This window comes from Nocardiopsis sp. NPDC057823 (assembly GCF_042797335.1).
Classification (GTDB): Bacteria; Actinomycetota; Actinomycetes; order Streptosporangiales; family Streptosporangiaceae; genus Nocardiopsis; species Nocardiopsis changdeensis.
The window spans coordinates 1-14,147 of sequence record NZ_JBHVLR010000002.1 but is presented as its reverse complement, the minus strand read 5'-3'; the positions used below and the strand labels follow the sequence as shown (position 1 = coordinate 14,147).

Annotated in this window: 15 protein-coding genes; 2 read left to right on the top strand and 13 right to left on the bottom strand. The window is 73.2% G+C overall.

Features of this window, described 5'->3' with window-relative positions; all coding sequences use genetic code 11:
- Window positions 1-167: 167 nt before the first annotated feature.
- Genes ACFVNO_RS04375 through hisI form a run of 3 tightly spaced genes read right to left on the bottom strand, consistent with a single transcriptional unit; the run spans window position 168 to window position 1,530 of the window.
- Complete coding sequence (locus ACFVNO_RS04375; RefSeq protein WP_220562458.1) at window positions 168-440, bottom strand: HGxxPAAW family protein; 273 nt, start codon at window positions 438-440, stop codon at window positions 168-170.
- Window positions 440-1,189 (bottom strand): Trp biosynthesis-associated membrane protein, encoded by a 750-nt coding sequence (locus ACFVNO_RS04370; RefSeq protein WP_378889276.1) that lies wholly within the window; start codon window positions 1,187-1,189, stop codon window positions 440-442. The genes ACFVNO_RS04375 and ACFVNO_RS04370 overlap by 1 nt, the downstream gene beginning before the upstream one ends.
- Window positions 1,186-1,530 (bottom strand): phosphoribosyl-AMP cyclohydrolase, encoded by a 345-nt coding sequence (hisI, locus tag ACFVNO_RS04365; RefSeq protein ID WP_220562460.1) that lies wholly within the window; start codon window positions 1,528-1,530, stop codon window positions 1,186-1,188. Before hisI ends, ACFVNO_RS04370 begins: the two co-directional genes overlap by 4 nt.
- Before the next feature lie 151 nt (window positions 1,531-1,681).
- Here hisI and ACFVNO_RS04360 point away from each other — a divergent pair, with 151 nt between their 5' ends.
- The gene (locus tag ACFVNO_RS04360; RefSeq protein ID WP_220562461.1) at window positions 1,682-2,686 is read left to right on the top strand and encodes a sugar isomerase; all 1,005 of its coding nucleotides are present in this window, start codon (window positions 1,682-1,684) and stop codon (window positions 2,684-2,686) included.
- A 13-nt stretch (window positions 2,687-2,699) separates the two neighbouring features.
- Here ACFVNO_RS04360 and ACFVNO_RS04355 read toward each other — a convergent pair whose 3' ends face one another.
- The 10 genes from ACFVNO_RS04355 to hisD all read right to left on the bottom strand — a co-directional run bounded on the left by ACFVNO_RS04355 (window position 2,700) and on the right by hisD (window position 13,111).
- The gene (locus ACFVNO_RS04355; RefSeq protein WP_355270073.1) at window positions 2,700-4,556 is read right to left on the bottom strand and encodes an ABC transporter ATP-binding protein; all 1,857 of its coding nucleotides are present in this window, start codon (window positions 4,554-4,556) and stop codon (window positions 2,700-2,702) included.
- A complete protein-coding gene (locus ACFVNO_RS04350; RefSeq protein ID WP_355270071.1) occupies window positions 4,553-6,529 on the bottom strand; it encodes an ABC transporter ATP-binding protein in 1,977 nt (658 codons plus the stop codon). Before ACFVNO_RS04350 ends, ACFVNO_RS04355 begins: the two co-directional genes overlap by 4 nt.
- A 269-nt stretch (window positions 6,530-6,798) precedes the next feature.
- A complete protein-coding gene (locus tag ACFVNO_RS04345; protein ID WP_378889273.1) occupies window positions 6,799-7,377 on the bottom strand; it encodes a peptidoglycan-binding protein in 579 nt (192 codons plus the stop codon).
- A 229-nt stretch (window positions 7,378-7,606) separates the two neighbouring features.
- Window positions 7,607-8,380 (bottom strand): imidazole glycerol phosphate synthase subunit HisF, encoded by a 774-nt coding sequence (hisF, locus tag ACFVNO_RS04340; RefSeq protein ID WP_355270067.1) that lies wholly within the window; start codon window positions 8,378-8,380, stop codon window positions 7,607-7,609.
- Window positions 8,377-9,126: a bifunctional 1-(5-phosphoribosyl)-5-((5-phosphoribosylamino)methylideneamino)imidazole-4-carboxamide isomerase/phosphoribosylanthranilate isomerase PriA gene (priA, locus tag ACFVNO_RS04335; protein WP_355270065.1), complete on the bottom strand. Its 750-nt coding sequence runs from the start codon at window positions 9,124-9,126 to the stop codon at window positions 8,377-8,379. The genes hisF and priA overlap by 4 nt, the downstream gene beginning before the upstream one ends.
- A 31-nt stretch (window positions 9,127-9,157) precedes the next feature.
- Entirely contained in the window at window positions 9,158-9,820 is a 663-nt protein-coding gene (hisH, locus tag ACFVNO_RS04330) for an imidazole glycerol phosphate synthase subunit HisH (protein WP_355270063.1), read from the bottom strand.
- Window positions 9,821-9,833: 13 nt separating this feature from the next.
- A complete protein-coding gene (locus tag ACFVNO_RS04325; protein WP_220562468.1) occupies window positions 9,834-9,992 on the bottom strand; it encodes a hypothetical protein in 159 nt (52 codons plus the stop codon).
- 2 nt (window positions 9,993-9,994) lie between these two features.
- A complete protein-coding gene (gene hisB / locus ACFVNO_RS04320; protein WP_306371343.1) occupies window positions 9,995-10,588 on the bottom strand; it encodes an imidazoleglycerol-phosphate dehydratase HisB in 594 nt (197 codons plus the stop codon).
- 31 nt (window positions 10,589-10,619) lie between these two features.
- The gene (locus ACFVNO_RS04315) at window positions 10,620-11,717 is read right to left on the bottom strand and encodes a histidinol-phosphate transaminase (protein ID WP_378889266.1); all 1,098 of its coding nucleotides are present in this window, start codon (window positions 11,715-11,717) and stop codon (window positions 10,620-10,622) included.
- Window positions 11,718-11,815: 98 nt separating this feature from the next.
- Window positions 11,816-13,111, bottom strand: a complete 1,296-nt coding sequence (gene hisD, locus ACFVNO_RS04310; protein WP_378889263.1) for a histidinol dehydrogenase — start codon at window positions 13,109-13,111, stop codon at window positions 11,816-11,818.
- A gap of 258 nt (window positions 13,112-13,369) precedes the next feature.
- Here hisD and ACFVNO_RS04305 point away from each other — a divergent pair, with 258 nt between their 5' ends.
- A complete protein-coding gene (locus ACFVNO_RS04305; protein WP_355270058.1) occupies window positions 13,370-13,930 on the top strand; it encodes a ferritin in 561 nt (186 codons plus the stop codon).
- Window positions 13,931-14,147 lie beyond the last annotated feature (217 nt).

Here is a 14,147-nt window from a genome sequence, read left to right as displayed (position 1 = left end):
CCAGTCGGCCGGTACACGCGGTCACGGCCGGTGGAGAAAATCTACCCGCCCCATGGGACCTTCGTCCATTTTCCGTTACTCAGTCGTTGTGAGCTGCGGATTCTCCGGTTCTGTCCGGAAGTGGCCGTGGAATCCCCTGGGGCGGGCGTGTTCGGGGCGCGAGCCGGCTAGGCGGCGACCTTCTTGCGAGACGCTTCCCACTCTTCGCGGGTCGGCGGCACCGGGCGCGGCTCCTTGCGGCCCAGGCCGACCTTCTTCATCACACCGGCGATGACCGCCAGGACCACACTGGCGCCCAGGCCGATCACGGTCCAGGTGATGAGGTCCCCGCCCAGGATGATGGCGGCGGCCGCCACCGTCCAGGCGACGATCCAGGAAACAGTGAGGAACCAGGCGGAGACGGTGTTGCCGTGGTCGTCGTGGTGTTCGTCAGCGGCCATCAGGGCTTCTCCTTCGAGTCGGCCGACCTCGGGGTCGGCGGTGCGGGTTCGGTGCCGTCCCCGGTGGCGGCACCGCCCGCGGGGCGCGCGGGAGCGGTGTCGCCGTCGGGGGCGTCGAGTGTGGGGTCGTCACCCGCGTCGAGCGATTTCCACAGGTCGGCGGGTGTGCCCGTGGCGTTCGCGCGCGGTGCGGCGTCCCGATCGTACCGGGTCCCCATGCCCGGCCAGGCGGGGGCACGGAGGAGGGCGAGGACGCCGGCGGCCGCGATCAGCGCGGCGCCCGCGGCGGCCATGGCCGGACCGGCCGCCAGGAGCTCGGGGGTCCCGGCCGCGCGGGCGGTGCCCGCGGCGGCGGCCGCGTCGACGGCCTCGGCCAGCGCAGCGGGGCGCGCCGCCGCGACGACGGCGCTCAGGGCGTAGCCGCCGCCCAGGGCGAGCAGGGCGCCGATGAGGCGGCGCGCCCACCCGCGGGCGGCGTAGATCCCGGCGATGCCCGCCAGCGCGGCCCAGCCGATCCCGGCCGGGACCCCGGTGAGGTCGCCGCCGGTGATCTGCACCGGGGCCGGCACGACCGGTCCCGCTGTGGTGAGGTCGCCGGTGGCCCAGGCGCGCCCGGCGGAGGCGAGCAGCAGCCCGGCCCCGGCGGCCAGGCCGAGGACGGCCGCGGCGAACTCGCGGCGGGCGCGCCGCGCCGCCGGGTCGGCGGGCGGCGCGGCGGCGGTGGTCTCCTCGGGTGCGGGCGGGGTCACAGCAGGCGCCCGGCGTCGAAGCAGGTGCGGTCGCCGGTGTGGCAGGCCGCCCCGGTCTGGTCGACCTTGAGCAGCAGGGTGTCGCCGTCGCAGTCGAGTGCGACGGACACCACACGCTGGGTGTTGCCGGAGGTGGCGCCCTTGACCCAGTACTCGCCGCGGCTGCGCGACCAGTAGGTGGCCGCACCGGTGGTGAGGGTGCGGTGCAGGGCCTCGTCGTCCATCCAGGCGAGCATGAGGACCTCGCCCGTGTCGTGCTGCTGCACGACGGCGGGGACGAGTCCGTCCTCGGTGCGTTTGAGGCGGGCGGCGATGGCCGGGTCGAGGCTGGTGACGCTCATGTCCTCCAGGTTATGGCCGCCCGCCGGCCGGGTGTCACCGGGGCGTGTCCAGTGCGGGCCGCGGGCGTTCCGGGGCGGCGGGTGTCCTAGAGTGCGCCCGGAGCCGCCGTGCACGGCGGACGCGAGCAGACGAACGGATGTGGGGGTTCCCGTGACGGCCCAGGCCCTGTCCGCCGACCTGGCGGAGATGCCCGCCTCCCTGAACGCGCTGGCGGAGCGGTTCCCGCGCTGGGACCCGTACGCGGCGCTGCCCGCGCTGCTGGACGACGAGCCCGCGGCGGTGCGGTTCCTGGGGATCGGCGCGGCCCGGGGCGTGTGCGAGGTGGCGGCGGCGCGGCTGAGGCTGGCCGGCATCGGCGCGGTCGCGGACTCCTCCGCGTCCGCCCAGGAGCCGCCCGCGGGTCCGGAGACCCTGGTGGTGGGGGTGAGCCTGGGCGGCGGCCAGCGGGAGCTGTGCACGGTCCTGGACCGGTACGTGGGCCGCTCCCCCGTGGTGGTGCTGGCCGCCGCGGGCTCCGAGGCCGTGGTGGCGCGGTACGCGGACCTGCTGGTGCCGCTGCACGCCGGGGACGAGCGGGCGGGGCTGGGCTGCCGGGCCTACCAGCACGCGCTGGGGCTGGCCCTGCTGCTGGGCCACCGGCTGGGCGCTCCGGTGCTGGGCGGCAGCCGCAACCTGCCGAGTCTGCTGCGCCGGTCGGCCAACGCGGTGCAGGCGCTGCTGGCGTCGGCGCACACCTGGGTGCCCGAGGCCGCGCGGGCGCTGGAGTCGCCGCACGGGGTGCACCTGGTGGCGCCGGCCGAGCGCACCGCGTCGGCGGTGCAGGGCGCCCAGCTGCTGCGCAAGGGCCCGGTGGCGGTGGCGCACACCTGTGAGACCGGCGAGTGGTCGCACACCGACCGGTACCTGGCGGCGGTCACCGACTACCGGGCGCTGCTGTTCGCCGGGTCGGCCTACGACGAGCGGTTCTCCGAGCACCTGGGGCAGCTGCGGGGCCGGTTCGTGGCGGTGGGCCCCACCCCCGGGCGCGAGAGCGTGCCGGGGGCGGAGCTGACCGTGCGCTACCCGGGCGACACCGACCCCGACGTCGCCCTCCTGGTCGAGACGGTGGTCCCCGGCCTGGTCGCCGCCCACCTGTGGCGGGAGTCGGGCCGGTGACCGGCGGCCCCGGTCACGCCGAGGAGCGCACCCAGGAGGCGTACAGGTCGGCGTAGACGCCGGGCCGGGACACCAGTTCCGCGTGGGAGCCGCTCTGCACGATACGGCCGTCGTCGAACACCAGGACCCGGTCGGCGGCCTCGGCCGTGGACAGGCGGTGGGCGATCGCCACCGAGGTGCGGCCCCGGGTGAGCCGGTCCAGGGCGCGCTGGATGCGCATCTCGGTGTGCGGGTCGACGGCGGAGGTCGCCTCGTCCAGGACCAGCAGGTCGGGGTCGGCGACGTAGGCGCGGATGAGCGCGACGAGCTGGCGCTCGCCCGCCGACAGCGACTCCCCGCGCTGACCCACCGGGGTGTCCAGGCCGTGGGCGAGGCTGTCCAGCCACTCGTCCAGTCCCAGGTCGGTGATGGCGGTGCGCAGTTCGGCGTCGGTGCTCTCCGGGCGGGCGAAGCGGATGTTGTCGCCCAGGGAGCTGTCGAACAGGAAGCCCTCCTGGGGGACCATGACGACCCGGCCGCGCAGCGACGAGAACGCGATCTCGCGCAGGTCGGTCCCGTCGAGCAGGACAGTACCCCGGTCGGGGTCCATCAGCCGGGTGAGGAGCTTGACGAACGTGGTCTTGCCGGACCCGGTCTCCCCCACCACGGCGAGCCGGGTGCCCGACTCGATGGTCACCGTCACGTCGTCCAGGACGACGGGGCCGTCCGGGTAGGAGTAGGTGACGCGGTCGAAGTCGACCCGCACCGGTCCGCGCGGCAGCACCGTCCCGGCCTCGCCCGGGTCGGAGATGTCGGGGACGGTGTCCAGCACGCCCAGGACGCGGCGCCAGCCGGCGATGGCGTTCTGCGCCTCGTTGAAGATCTCGGTAGCCATCATCATCGGCTGGATGAACAGGGTCATCAGGAACAGGAACGCGATGAGGCGGCCCGCGGTGAGGTCGCCGTCCAGGCCCAGCCACACCCCCAGCAGGACCACGGCGGTGTTGCCGATCGCCGAGACGATCTCGGCGAACGGGGACACCGCCACCGACAGCCGCTGGGCGCGCACCTGGGCGCGGCGGGTGGCGACCACGGTGGTGTCGATGCGGCGGGCGGTGCGCTCCTCGGTGCCGTGGGCGCGGATGACGGCGGCGCCCATGACGGTCTCGCCGATGACGCCGAGCATGTCGCCGGTGTTCTCGCGGACCTTCAGGTAGGCCTTGGACAGCAGCTTCTGGAGCCAGCGCACCCCGAACAGCAGGGGCAGGAAGCACACCCACACCACGATGGTGAGCTGCCAGGAGTAGACCGCCATGAGGACGGTGGCGATGAGCAGCTGCCCGGCGCTGACGATGAGGAGGATGCCGCCCCACTGCATGAACGTGCTGATCTGGTCCACGTCGCTGGTGACGCGGGAGACCAGGGCGCCCTTGCGCTCGCTGTTCTGGGTGAGCACGGACAGGTCGTGGACGTGCCGGAACGCCTTGCGGCGCAGGGTCGCCAGCCCCGACTCGGTGGCCTTGTACAGGCGCACGTTCATCAGGTAGGAGCAGACCATGGTGACGACCAGCAGGCCCGCGCAGACCGCGACCATGCGGACGACGAAGCCCAGGTCGGGGCCGCCGGCGGCGGAGATGCCGTTGTCGATGATCTGCTGGACGGCGATGGGCACGACGACCTTGCCGACGGTGGCGATCACCGCGAAGGCGAGGGTGAGCCACAGGCCCTTGGCGAACTCCGGGGACAGGCGCAGGCCGCGCTTGAGGGTGTCCATCGCGGACCCGGTGGACCGGTGCAGGGACACCGAGGAGTCGGCGCGTCCGGGGGCCGCGTCCCGGGACCCCGCGGGTTCGCGCTCGTCTTCCTCTCGGGTGGGTGCGGGTGCGCTCATCGGCTCGTCTCCTCGGTGAGGTCGTCGCCGCGGACCGCGGCTCGGCGGGTGGGGTCGACGGGGGCCGGGCCCTCCGGGACGGGTGCGCGCGCGGCGTCGTTCTCGGCGGAGGCGCGCTCGTAGGCGGTCACGAGCCGGTTGTAGCCGGGTGAGGTCTCCAGGAGTTCGGTGTGGGTGCCGCGGGCCAGGACGCGGCCGCGTTCGAGGTAGACGACCTCGTCGGCGAGCTCGATGGTGGCGCGGCGGTAGGCGACGACGACCACGGTGGCGGAGGCGTCGCGTTCGCGCAGGCCGCCGAGGATCTGCGCCTCGATCTGCGGGTCGACGGCGGAGGTGGCGTCGTCCAGGATGAGCAGCCGCGGGTCGCGGACCACGGCGCGGGCCAGGGCCAGGCGCTGGCGCTGGCCGCCGGACAGGGTGGTGCCCTTCTCCCCCAGGGGGGCGTCCAGGCCGCCGTCGAGCTCGGCGATGAACCCGTCGGCGCGGGCCAGGCGCAGCGCCGCCCACACGCGTTCGTCGTCGATGTCCTCGCCCAGGGTGATGTTGCCGCGGACGGTGTCCTCGAACACGAAGGTGCTCTGCGGGACCAGGGCGGCGTGCCGGGGGATCTGGTCGCGGGCCAGTTCGCGGACGTCGACGCCGTCGTAGGAGACGGTGCCCTCGTCGGGGTCGACCAGGCGCATCAGGACGGTGGTGAGCGTGGACTTGCCCGAGCCGGTGGGGCCGACCAGGGCGACGGTGCGGCCGGGGGCGATGTCCAGGTCGACGCCGTCCAGGACGGTGGTGCGCGGGCCCTGCGCGTCCTCGGACATGAGGTCGCGGCCGTCGCTGTCGTAGGAGTCGGCGTAGGAGAAGACGACGCCGCGGGCGCTCAGGGCGATGCCGCCGGCGCTCTCGTCCAGGGTGCGGTCGCCGTGCTCCATGGAGCCCTCCGAGCGCAGCACCGACTGGACGCGGTCCCAGCCCACGACGCTGCGGGGCAGGTCGCCCAGGATCCACCCGAAGGAGCGGACGGGCAGGGACAGCAGGGTGAACAGGAAGGCGATCTGGACGAGGTCGCCGGGGTCGATGGCGCCGGTGGACAGCCGCCACATGCCCAGCAGCAGGACGGCCAGGACGCCGAGGTTGGGCAGGGTCTCGATGACGGGGTCGAACATCGAGCGCATGCGGCCGACCTGGATGAGGGCGTCGCGCAGGCGGTGGGCGGACTCGGTGAAGCGCTCGGTCTCGGTGTCCTCCCGGCCCAGGGTCTTGACGACCAGGGCGCCGTCGAAGGACTCGTGGGCGACCCCGCTGACCTCGGCGCGCAGTGCCTGGGCGCGGGAGGCCATGGGCGAGACGCGGCGCTGGAAGACGACGTTGACCAGGACCAGGAAGGGGAAGACGACGAAGGCGACCAGGGCCAGCAGGGGGTCGGTGACGAGCATCGCGACGGCGGCGATGACGAGCATGAAGACGCTGCCCACGGCCATCGGGAGCGGGGCGAGCGGCTGCCAGGCGGCCTCGACGTCGGCGTTGGCGTTGGACAGCAGCTGGCCGGTGGGGTGGCGGTGGTGCCAGGCCAGCGGGAGTTCGAGGTACTTGCGGGCGACGGCCCGGCGGTAGCGGGCCTGGAGCCGGAACTGCATGAGGGCGGCGAGCATGCGGCGCATGGCGATGCCGACGGCCTTGCCCAGGCCGACGGCCATGAGCAGGGCGCCCGCCCCGACCAGGGCGGCGGTGGTGGTGGCCCCCTGGTCGAAGGCCGGGATGATCGTGTTGTCGGTGAGGTACCCCAGCACGGAGGCGGAGCCGACGGTGACGGCGGCGTGCAGCATGGCGCCGACGACGGCGACGCCGAAGATCCACGGCTCGGTGCGGGCGGCGACCCACAGGACCTTCATGCCCCGGCCGAACACCCCCCGGTGGGCGGCTGCCGAGCCGTCGGCGTCCTCCTCGGTGCGTTCTCCCGCGGTTGCCGTGCCCTGCGCCATGCGCCCCCCGTTCTCCTTGCGCGCACGGGCGGGCCCTCTGGGAGGGCTCCCGGCGCGGACCGTCCACGGTGCCCCGGCCTCCGGGCATGCCGAAGGGCACGGGGCACGTGCGGTGCCAACTTATCCAGCGGCACCGACAGGTTCCACCGGATTGTTTCAGCGCCCGACCGATCGGTGCTATTCCGTCCAGCCGATGACGAAGCGGACACGGGTCCGCCCCCCCGAGGGGAGGGGCCGGACTCCTGGTGGGGCGGGATCCTACGGGATCCTCACCTGTCGTAGTCCTGGTAGGTGACCAGGGCGCGGAACGTGTACTCGCCGGTGATGCCGTCGACGCCGATCCCGAAGAAGTCCTGGACCCAGCGGACGGCGTCCTCGGTGTCCGGGCCGTAGATCCCGTCGACGCCCAGGTGCGCCTCGAACTTGGCGTTGATCAGGTGCTGGACGGCGCGGACGACGTTGCCGCGGGAGCCGGGGCCGTACTCGCCGAAGGTCTGCTCGCGCAGCAGCAGCCAGGTCTCGGCGTTCAGGGTCCCGCTGTCCTCCAGGTCGTTGGCGGCCTGGTAGTCGAGGACCGCGGCGCGGAACTCGCCGTCGAACTCGGCGTCCTCGGCGCCGGGGTCGAAGCCCTGCTCGGTGATGAGGAGCTTGGCGGCGAGGATGTCGGCGTCGACGTCGCCCATCGAGTACTCGGGCCAGGGCGTGGCCTCGATCTCGGCGAGGGTGTCGTCGGACGTGGCGGCGAGGTCGTCCGCCGAGGCCGCGGAGGCGCCCGTGAGCGCCGCGGCGGTCGCGAGCAGAGCCGCCGCCAGGAGGGCGGTGATGCGTGTGGTGATGGTGCCTGACATGGAGGCCGGTCCTTTCCCCGTGTGTCGTCCCCGTCACATGGTGGGATGTGCAGGGTGCGCACCGCGTTCACAAATCCGCCGCCAATACCTCCAAAAAGACAGATTTCCCTATCCCCATGGGACATTTTGTCCAAGTCGTGTGAACCCGGCGGGGGTCTCGCGCGTGCCCCCCGGCCCGTGGAAAGGGAAAGGACCCGGCGCTCGGCGCCGGGTCCTTCGGAGGGCCGGGTCAGCGGACGGAGTGGCCCGCCGCGCGCAGGCTCTCCTTGACGTCGGCGATGGTGAACTCGCCGAAGTGGAAGACCGTGGCGGCCAGCACCGCGTCGGCGCCCGCCTCGACCGCCGGCGCGAAGTGCTCCACCGCGCCCGCGCCGCCCGAGGCGATCAGCGGGACGTCCACCCGGGCCCGCACCGCCCGGATCAGCTCCAGGTCGAAGCCCCGCCCGGTGCCGTCGGCGTCCATCGAGTTGAGCAGGATCTCCCCCGCCCCCAGTTCGGCGGCGCGCTCGCACCACTGGAGGGCGTCGATGCCGGTCCCCCGGCGGCCCCCGTGCGTGGTCACCTCGAACCCGCTCGGGGTGGGCGCGTCGTCCCCGCGGACGCGGCGCACGTCCGCGGACAGCACCAGCACCTGGCGGCCGAACCGCTCGGCGATCTCGCCGATCAGCTCCGGCCGGGCGATCGCGGCGGTGTTCACGCCCACCTTGTCGGCACCGGCCCGCAGCAGCCGGTCCACGTCGTCGGTGGTGCGCACGCCGCCGCCCACGGTCAGCGGGATGAAGACCTGGTCGGCGGTGCGGCGCACCACGTCGTAGGTGGTCTCCCGATCGCCGCTGGAGGCGGTGACGTCCAGGAAGGTCAGCTCGTCGGCGCCCCCGGCGTCGTAGGTCCCGGCCAGTTCGACCGGGTCGCCCGCGTCGCGCAGGTTCTCGAAGTTGACGCCCTTGACCACCCGCCCGGCGTCCACGTCCAGGCAGGGGATGACACGGACCGCGAGGCTCATCGCTCCGCCGCCACGGTCGCCAGGGCGTCCTGGAGGGTGAACGCGCCCTCGTACAGGGCGGTGCCCATGATGGCGCCCTCCACGCCCAGGGGCACCAGGCCCGCGATGGCCCGCAGGTCGTCCAGGCTGGACACCCCGCCGCTGGCCACCACCGGCTTGTCGGTGCGCTCGCACACGGCGCGCAGCAGGTCCAGGTTGGGGCCCTTGAGGGTGCCGTCCTTGTTGACGTCGGTGACGACGTACCGGGCGCACCCCTCCGACTCCAGGCGCTCCAGGGTCTCGAAGAGGTCGCCGCCGTCACGGGTCCAGCCGCGGGCGGCCAGGGTGGTGCCGCGCACGTCCAGGCCGATCGCGATCCTGTCCCCGTGCTCGGCGATGATCTTCGCGCACCACTCGGGGTTCTCCAGGGCGGCGGTGCCGATGTTCACGCGGGTGCAGCCGGTGGCCAGTGCGGCGGCCAGCGACGCGTCGTCGCGGATGCCGCCGGACATCTCCACCTTGACGTCGAGGCGGTCCACGATGTCGCGCAGCAGGTCGCGGTTGTGGCCGCGACCGAAGGCGGCGTCCAGGTCCACCAGGTGGATCCATTCGGCGCCCGCCTCCTGCCAGGCCTGCGCGGCCGCGAAGGGGTCGCCGTACTGTCCGCCCGACCCGGCCCTGCCCTGGACGAGCTGGACGGCCTGGCCGCCGGACACGTCCACGGCGGGCAGGAGTTCGAGTGCGGGCGGGTTGGTCTCGCCGGTCATGGGGCCTTCTCGTGCTCGTCGGTCCGGAAAACTATGTCTGCGGGAGGGTGGCGACCCAGTTGGCCAGGATGCGGGCACCGGTGTCGCCGGACTTCTCGGGGTGGAACTGGGTGGCCCACAGCGGCCCGTTCTCGACCGCCGCCACGAAGGGCTCTCCGTGCTCGGCCCAGGTCACCCGGGGCGGGGCCATGCGCGGGTTGTCGAAGGCGAGCTCCCACTTGCGCACCGCGTAGGAGTGCACGAAGTAGAAGCGGTCCTGCGGCGTGATGCCCGCGAACAGCTGCGAGTCCTGCGGGGCGCGGACGGTGTTCCAGCCCATGTGCGGCAGGATCGGCGCGTCCAGGCGCTCCACCGTGCCGGGCCACTCCCCGCACCCCGGGGTCACCTGGTCCTCGGCCTGCGGGTCGGCGCGCTCCACACCCTTGTCGAACAGCACCTGCATGCCCACGCAGATGCCCAGGACCGGGCGGCCCCCGGCCAGGCGGCGGCCGATGATGCGGTCGCCGTGCGCCTGCTTCAACCCGGCCATGCAGGCGCTGAAGGCGCCCACGCCCGGGACGACCAGGCCGTCGGCGTCCAGCGCGGCGTTCGGGTCGGAGGTGACGGTGACGTCGGCCCCGGTGCGCTCCATGGCGCGCTGGGCCGAACGCAGGTTGCCCGACCCGTAGTCGAACACGACCACGCGTGGCGGCATGGTGTTCCTCCCCTTAGAAGTAGCCCAGGCGCAGGACGCCCGAGGCCACGGCGAGCACCGTGCACCCGGCCAGGGCGACGGCGATGGGTTTGTTGGCCTTCCACATGGCGTAGGCGCCTCCGCCGAGGAAGCCGCCCAGCACGATGAGGGCGAGGCCCCACAGGTCGTCCATGTCTACAGGGCGCCCTTGGTGGAGGGGATCCCGGTGACGCGGGGGTCCTTCTCCGTGGCGAAGCGCAGCGCCCGCGCCAGCGCCTTGAACTGGCACTCGACGATGTGGTGGGCGTTGCGGCCGTAGGGGACGCGGACGTGCAGGGCGACCCGGGCCTGGGCGACGAACGACTCCAGGATGTGCCGGGTCATGGTGGTGTCGTAGTCGCGGCCGATGGTCGGCGCCATGCCCTCGGGCTCGCTGTGCACCAGGTAGGGGCGGCCGGACACGTCGACGGTCACCTCGGCCAGGGCCTCGTCCAGGGGCACCTTGGCGTCGGCGAAGCGGCGGATGCCGGCCTTGTCGCCCAGGGCCTCGCGGAAGGCGGCGCCCAGGGCCAGCGCGGTGTCCTCCATGGTGTGGTGGGAGTCGATGTGCAGGTCGCCCTCGGTGCGCACGGTCAGGTCGAACAGGCCGTGCTTGGCGAGCTGGTCCAGCATGTGGTCGAAGAAGCCGACGCCGGTGGAGACGTCGGCGACGCCGCTGCCGTCCAGGTCGATCTCGACCAGGACCTTGGTCTCCTTGGTGGCGCGCTCCACGCGTCCGATGCGGCTCATGGTGGGTCCTCCTGTTGGGAAAAGGGGCGGGTCAGCGTCCGGTGACGCGCAGCAGGGAGTCGCGGAAGGCGGCCATCTCCTGCGGGGTGCCGACGGTGACGCGCAGCCAGCCGGGCGGGCCGACCTCGCGGATGAGGACCTGGTGGTCGAGCAGGGCCTTCCACACCTCGGTGCGGTCCTCGAACTCGCCGAACAGGACGAAGTTGGCGTCGGAGTCGGCGACGGTGAACCCGTGGGCGCGCAGCCACTCCACCAGGGAGTCGCGTTCGGCGCGCAGGTCGGCGACGGCGCCCAGGAGCTCGTCGGCGTGGTCCAGGGCGACCAGGGCGACGGTCTGGGTGACGGCCGACAAGTGGTACGGCAGGCGGACCAGCTGCAGGGCGTCCACCACGGCGGGGTGCGCGGCCAGGTAGCCCAGGCGGGCCCCGGCCAGCGCGAACGCCTTGGACATGGTGCGCGAGACGATCAGGCGCGGGTGGTCGGCCAGCAGGCGCAGGGCGCTGGGGGTGCCCTCCCGGCGGAACTCGGCGTAGGCCTCGTCCACGACGACCACGCCCGGCGCGGCGGCGGCGATGCGCTCGATGTCGGCGATCGGCAGGGCCGTTCCGGTGGGGTTGTTGGGCGAGGTCAGGAAGATGACGCTGGGCTCGTGCTCGGCGATGGCGGCCAGGGCGGCGTCCACGTCGATCCGGAAGTCGGCGGTGCGGGGCACCGCCGCCCAGGCGGTGCCGGTGCCGCGGGAGATGATGGGGTGCATCGAGTAGGACGGCTCGAAGCCCATCGCGGTGCGGCCGGGCCCGCCGAAGGCCTGGAGGATCTGCTGGAGGATCTCGTTGGAGCCGTTGGCCGCCCACACGTTGGCGGTGGTCAGCCCGTGGCCGAGGTACTCGGCCAGGCCGCGGCGCAGCCGGACGGCGTCGCGGTCGGGGTAGCGGTTCAGGCCCGCCGCGGTCTCGGCGACGGCGTCGGCCAGGGCGCGGGCCAGCCGCTCCGACGGCGGGTGCGGGTTCTCGTTGGTGTTGAGGACCACCGGCACGTCGATCTGCGGGGCCCCGTAGGGCGAGCGGCCGCGCAGGTCGTCGCGCAGGGGCAGGTCGTTCAGAGTGAAGCTCACGGGTGTCACGCTCATGGTCGGTCGTGGTCGGTGCGGCGCGCGGTGCCCGCGGAGGCGGGCCGGACCCGGGCGGGGTCCGGGGCGCCGCACCGTCCGGTCGGTCGCGGCTCCGGCTAGGCCGTGGGGAACCGCGCGGCGACGGCCTCGCCGTGGGCGGGCAGGTCCTCGGCCTCGGCGAGGGTGATGACGTGATGGGCGACGTCGGCCAACGCGTCGCGGTCGTACTCGACCACGTGCACCCCGCGCAGGAAGGTCTGCACGCTCAGGCCGCCGCTGTGGCAGGCGCACCCGCCGGTGGGCAGCACGTGGTTGGACCCCGCGGCGTAATCGCCGAGGGAGACCGGGGCGTAGGCGCCGACGAAGATCGCCCCGGCGTTGCGCACGCGGGCCGCGACGGCGGCGGCGTCGGCGGTCATGACCTCCAGGTGTTCTGCGGCGTAGGCGTTGACGACGTCGAGCCCGTGGTCGAGGTCGTCGACCAGGACGATGCCGGACTGGGGCCCGGACAGGGCCTCGCGGACGCGGTCGGCGTGCCGGGTGGCGGCGGCGCGGACGCGCAGGCGGTCGACGACGGCGTCGGCCAGGGCCTCGTCCGGGGTGACCAGGACGGAGGCGGCCACCACGTCGTGCTCGGCCTGGCTGACGAGGTCGGCGGCGACGTGGTCGGGGTCGGCGGTGGCGTCGGCCAGGACGGCGATCTCGGTCGGGCCCGCCTCGGCGTCGATGCCGATGACCCCCTTGAGAAGGCGCTTGGCGGCGGCGACCCAGATGTTGCCGGGGCCGGTGACCATGTCGGTGCGGGCGCACCCGCCGGCGCCGTAGGCGAACATGGCGACGGCCTGGGCGCCGCCCACGGCGTAGACCTCGTCGACGCCGAGCAGGGCGCAGGCGGCGAGGATGGTGGGGTGCGGCAGGCCGCCGAACTCCTTCTGCGGCGGCGAGGTGACCGCCAGGGAGCGCACGCCCGCCTCCTGGGCGGGGACGACGTTCATGACGACGCTGGACGGGTAGACGGCGCGGCCGCCCGGCACGTAGAGGCCGACCCGGTCGACCGGGATCCAGCGCTCGGTGACGGTGCCGCCGGGGACGACCTCGGTGGTGTGGTCGGTGCGGCGCTGGTCGCGGTGGACCTTGCGGGCGCGGCGGATGGACTCCTCCAGCGCGGCGCGCACGGCCGGGTCGAGGCCGGCCAGGGCGGCGTCGATCGCGTCCTTGGGGACGCGGATGTCGGTGAGCCGAACCCCGTCGAAGCGCTCGGTGAGCTCGATCAGCGCCTCGACACCGCGATGGCGGACGTCCTCGCACAGGGGGCGCACGCGCTCGGCGGCGTCCGCCACGTCCATGGCCGCGCGCGGAAGGGCGTCGCGGGGGTCGTCCTGGCTGCCTCGGAGGTCGATTCGACTGATCACGCCCCCAGTCTAGGGGGCGATGCCCGACGGGTGGGCTCGGGCGTCCGGATGGTGGACACCACACCGGCACCGATGGGGCGGGTCTCCGCCTTCGGGGCATTCGCCACCAGCGGGAACGAAAACGCGAAATAAGTTCCGCCTTACTTTGGCATACCTTACCTAAATGAACCCAAGAAAGGCTTGGAAAGGCTTGCCTAACGAATTCTTCGGCGTTTCGCTGATTTCCGATAATGGCTTTGCATGGGCTATTGTAGGGGCATGACTTCGAACAAGAGCAGCGATAGTGGCCTTTCCAAGTTCCACCGTCTCCTCGTCGACCAGGTGCGGCACGAGTTCACGGCCTCCCACCAGTACGTGGCCCTCGCCGCCTGGTTCGACACGCACGACCTGCCCCAGCTGGCCCGGGTGTTCTACGAGCAGTCCCTGGAGGAGCGCGACCACGCCATGATGCTGGTGCGCTACCTCATCGACCGGGACGTCGACTTCGCCCTCCAGGGCGTGGACGAGATCGAGACCGAGTTCGCCGCGCCGCGCGACCTGGTCGCCCTGGCCCTGCGCCAGGAGCGCGAGGTCTCCGACCAGTTCCAGCGGCTGGCCAAGGTCGCCCGCGACGAGGACGACTACACCGGCGAGCAGTTCCTGCAGTGGTTCATCCAGGAGCAGGTGGAGGAGATCGCCAAGATGTCCACCCTCCTGAACGTGGTGGACCGTTCCAACGGGAATCTGTTCGACGTGGAGACCTTCGTCGCCCGCGACATGCCCAGCGAGGACAACGGCAGCCAGAGCGCTCCGGCCACCGCCGGCCCCGCCGTTTCCTAGGGCCTGTTCTCCAGGTGTTCCCCTGTGCCGCCGGGGTCCGTGAGGAGCCCGGCGGGGTTCTCCGGGCCCGGAGGAGTGGTCCTCGGGGGAAGCGTGCGGCCGCAGGCCGTCCGTTGAGGACCTTCCGCCATTCGTCGGGCGGGCCGGAGTACGGCCGGGGTTCGAAAAGAACAGCTCGGACACCCGGCGGGGGCGCCCGGTTCCGACCGGGCGCCCC

Coding starts and splice junctions, on each gene's coding strand:
- ACFVNO_RS04375 (WP_220562458.1), bottom strand. CDS start 440: ATGGCCGCTGACGAACACCACGACGACCACGGCAACACCGTCTCCGCC.
- hisI (WP_220562460.1), bottom strand. CDS start 1,530: ATGAGCGTCACCAGCCTCGACCCGGCCATCGCCGCCCGCCTCAAACGC.
- ACFVNO_RS04355 (WP_355270073.1), bottom strand. CDS start 4,556: ATGAGCGCACCCGCACCCACCCGAGAGGAAGACGAGCGCGAACCCGCG.
- ACFVNO_RS04350 (WP_355270071.1), bottom strand. CDS start 6,529: ATGGCGCAGGGCACGGCAACCGCGGGAGAACGCACCGAGGAGGACGCC.
- ACFVNO_RS04345 (WP_378889273.1), bottom strand. CDS start 7,377: ATGTCAGGCACCATCACCACACGCATCACCGCCCTCCTGGCGGCGGCT.
- hisF (WP_355270067.1), bottom strand. CDS start 8,380: ATGAGCCTCGCGGTCCGTGTCATCCCCTGCCTGGACGTGGACGCCGGG.
- priA (WP_355270065.1), bottom strand. CDS start 9,126: ATGACCGGCGAGACCAACCCGCCCGCACTCGAACTCCTGCCCGCCGTG.
- hisH (WP_355270063.1), bottom strand. CDS start 9,820: ATGCCGCCACGCGTGGTCGTGTTCGACTACGGGTCGGGCAACCTGCGT.
- ACFVNO_RS04325 (WP_220562468.1), bottom strand. CDS start 9,992: ATGGACGACCTGTGGGGCCTCGCCCTCATCGTGCTGGGCGGCTTCCTC.
- hisB (WP_306371343.1), bottom strand. CDS start 10,588: ATGAGCCGCATCGGACGCGTGGAGCGCGCCACCAAGGAGACCAAGGTC.
- ACFVNO_RS04315 (WP_378889266.1), bottom strand. CDS start 11,717: ATGAGCGTGACACCCGTGAGCTTCACTCTGAACGACCTGCCCCTGCGC.
- ACFVNO_RS04305 (WP_355270058.1), top strand. CDS start 13,370: ATGACTTCGAACAAGAGCAGCGATAGTGGCCTTTCCAAGTTCCACCGT.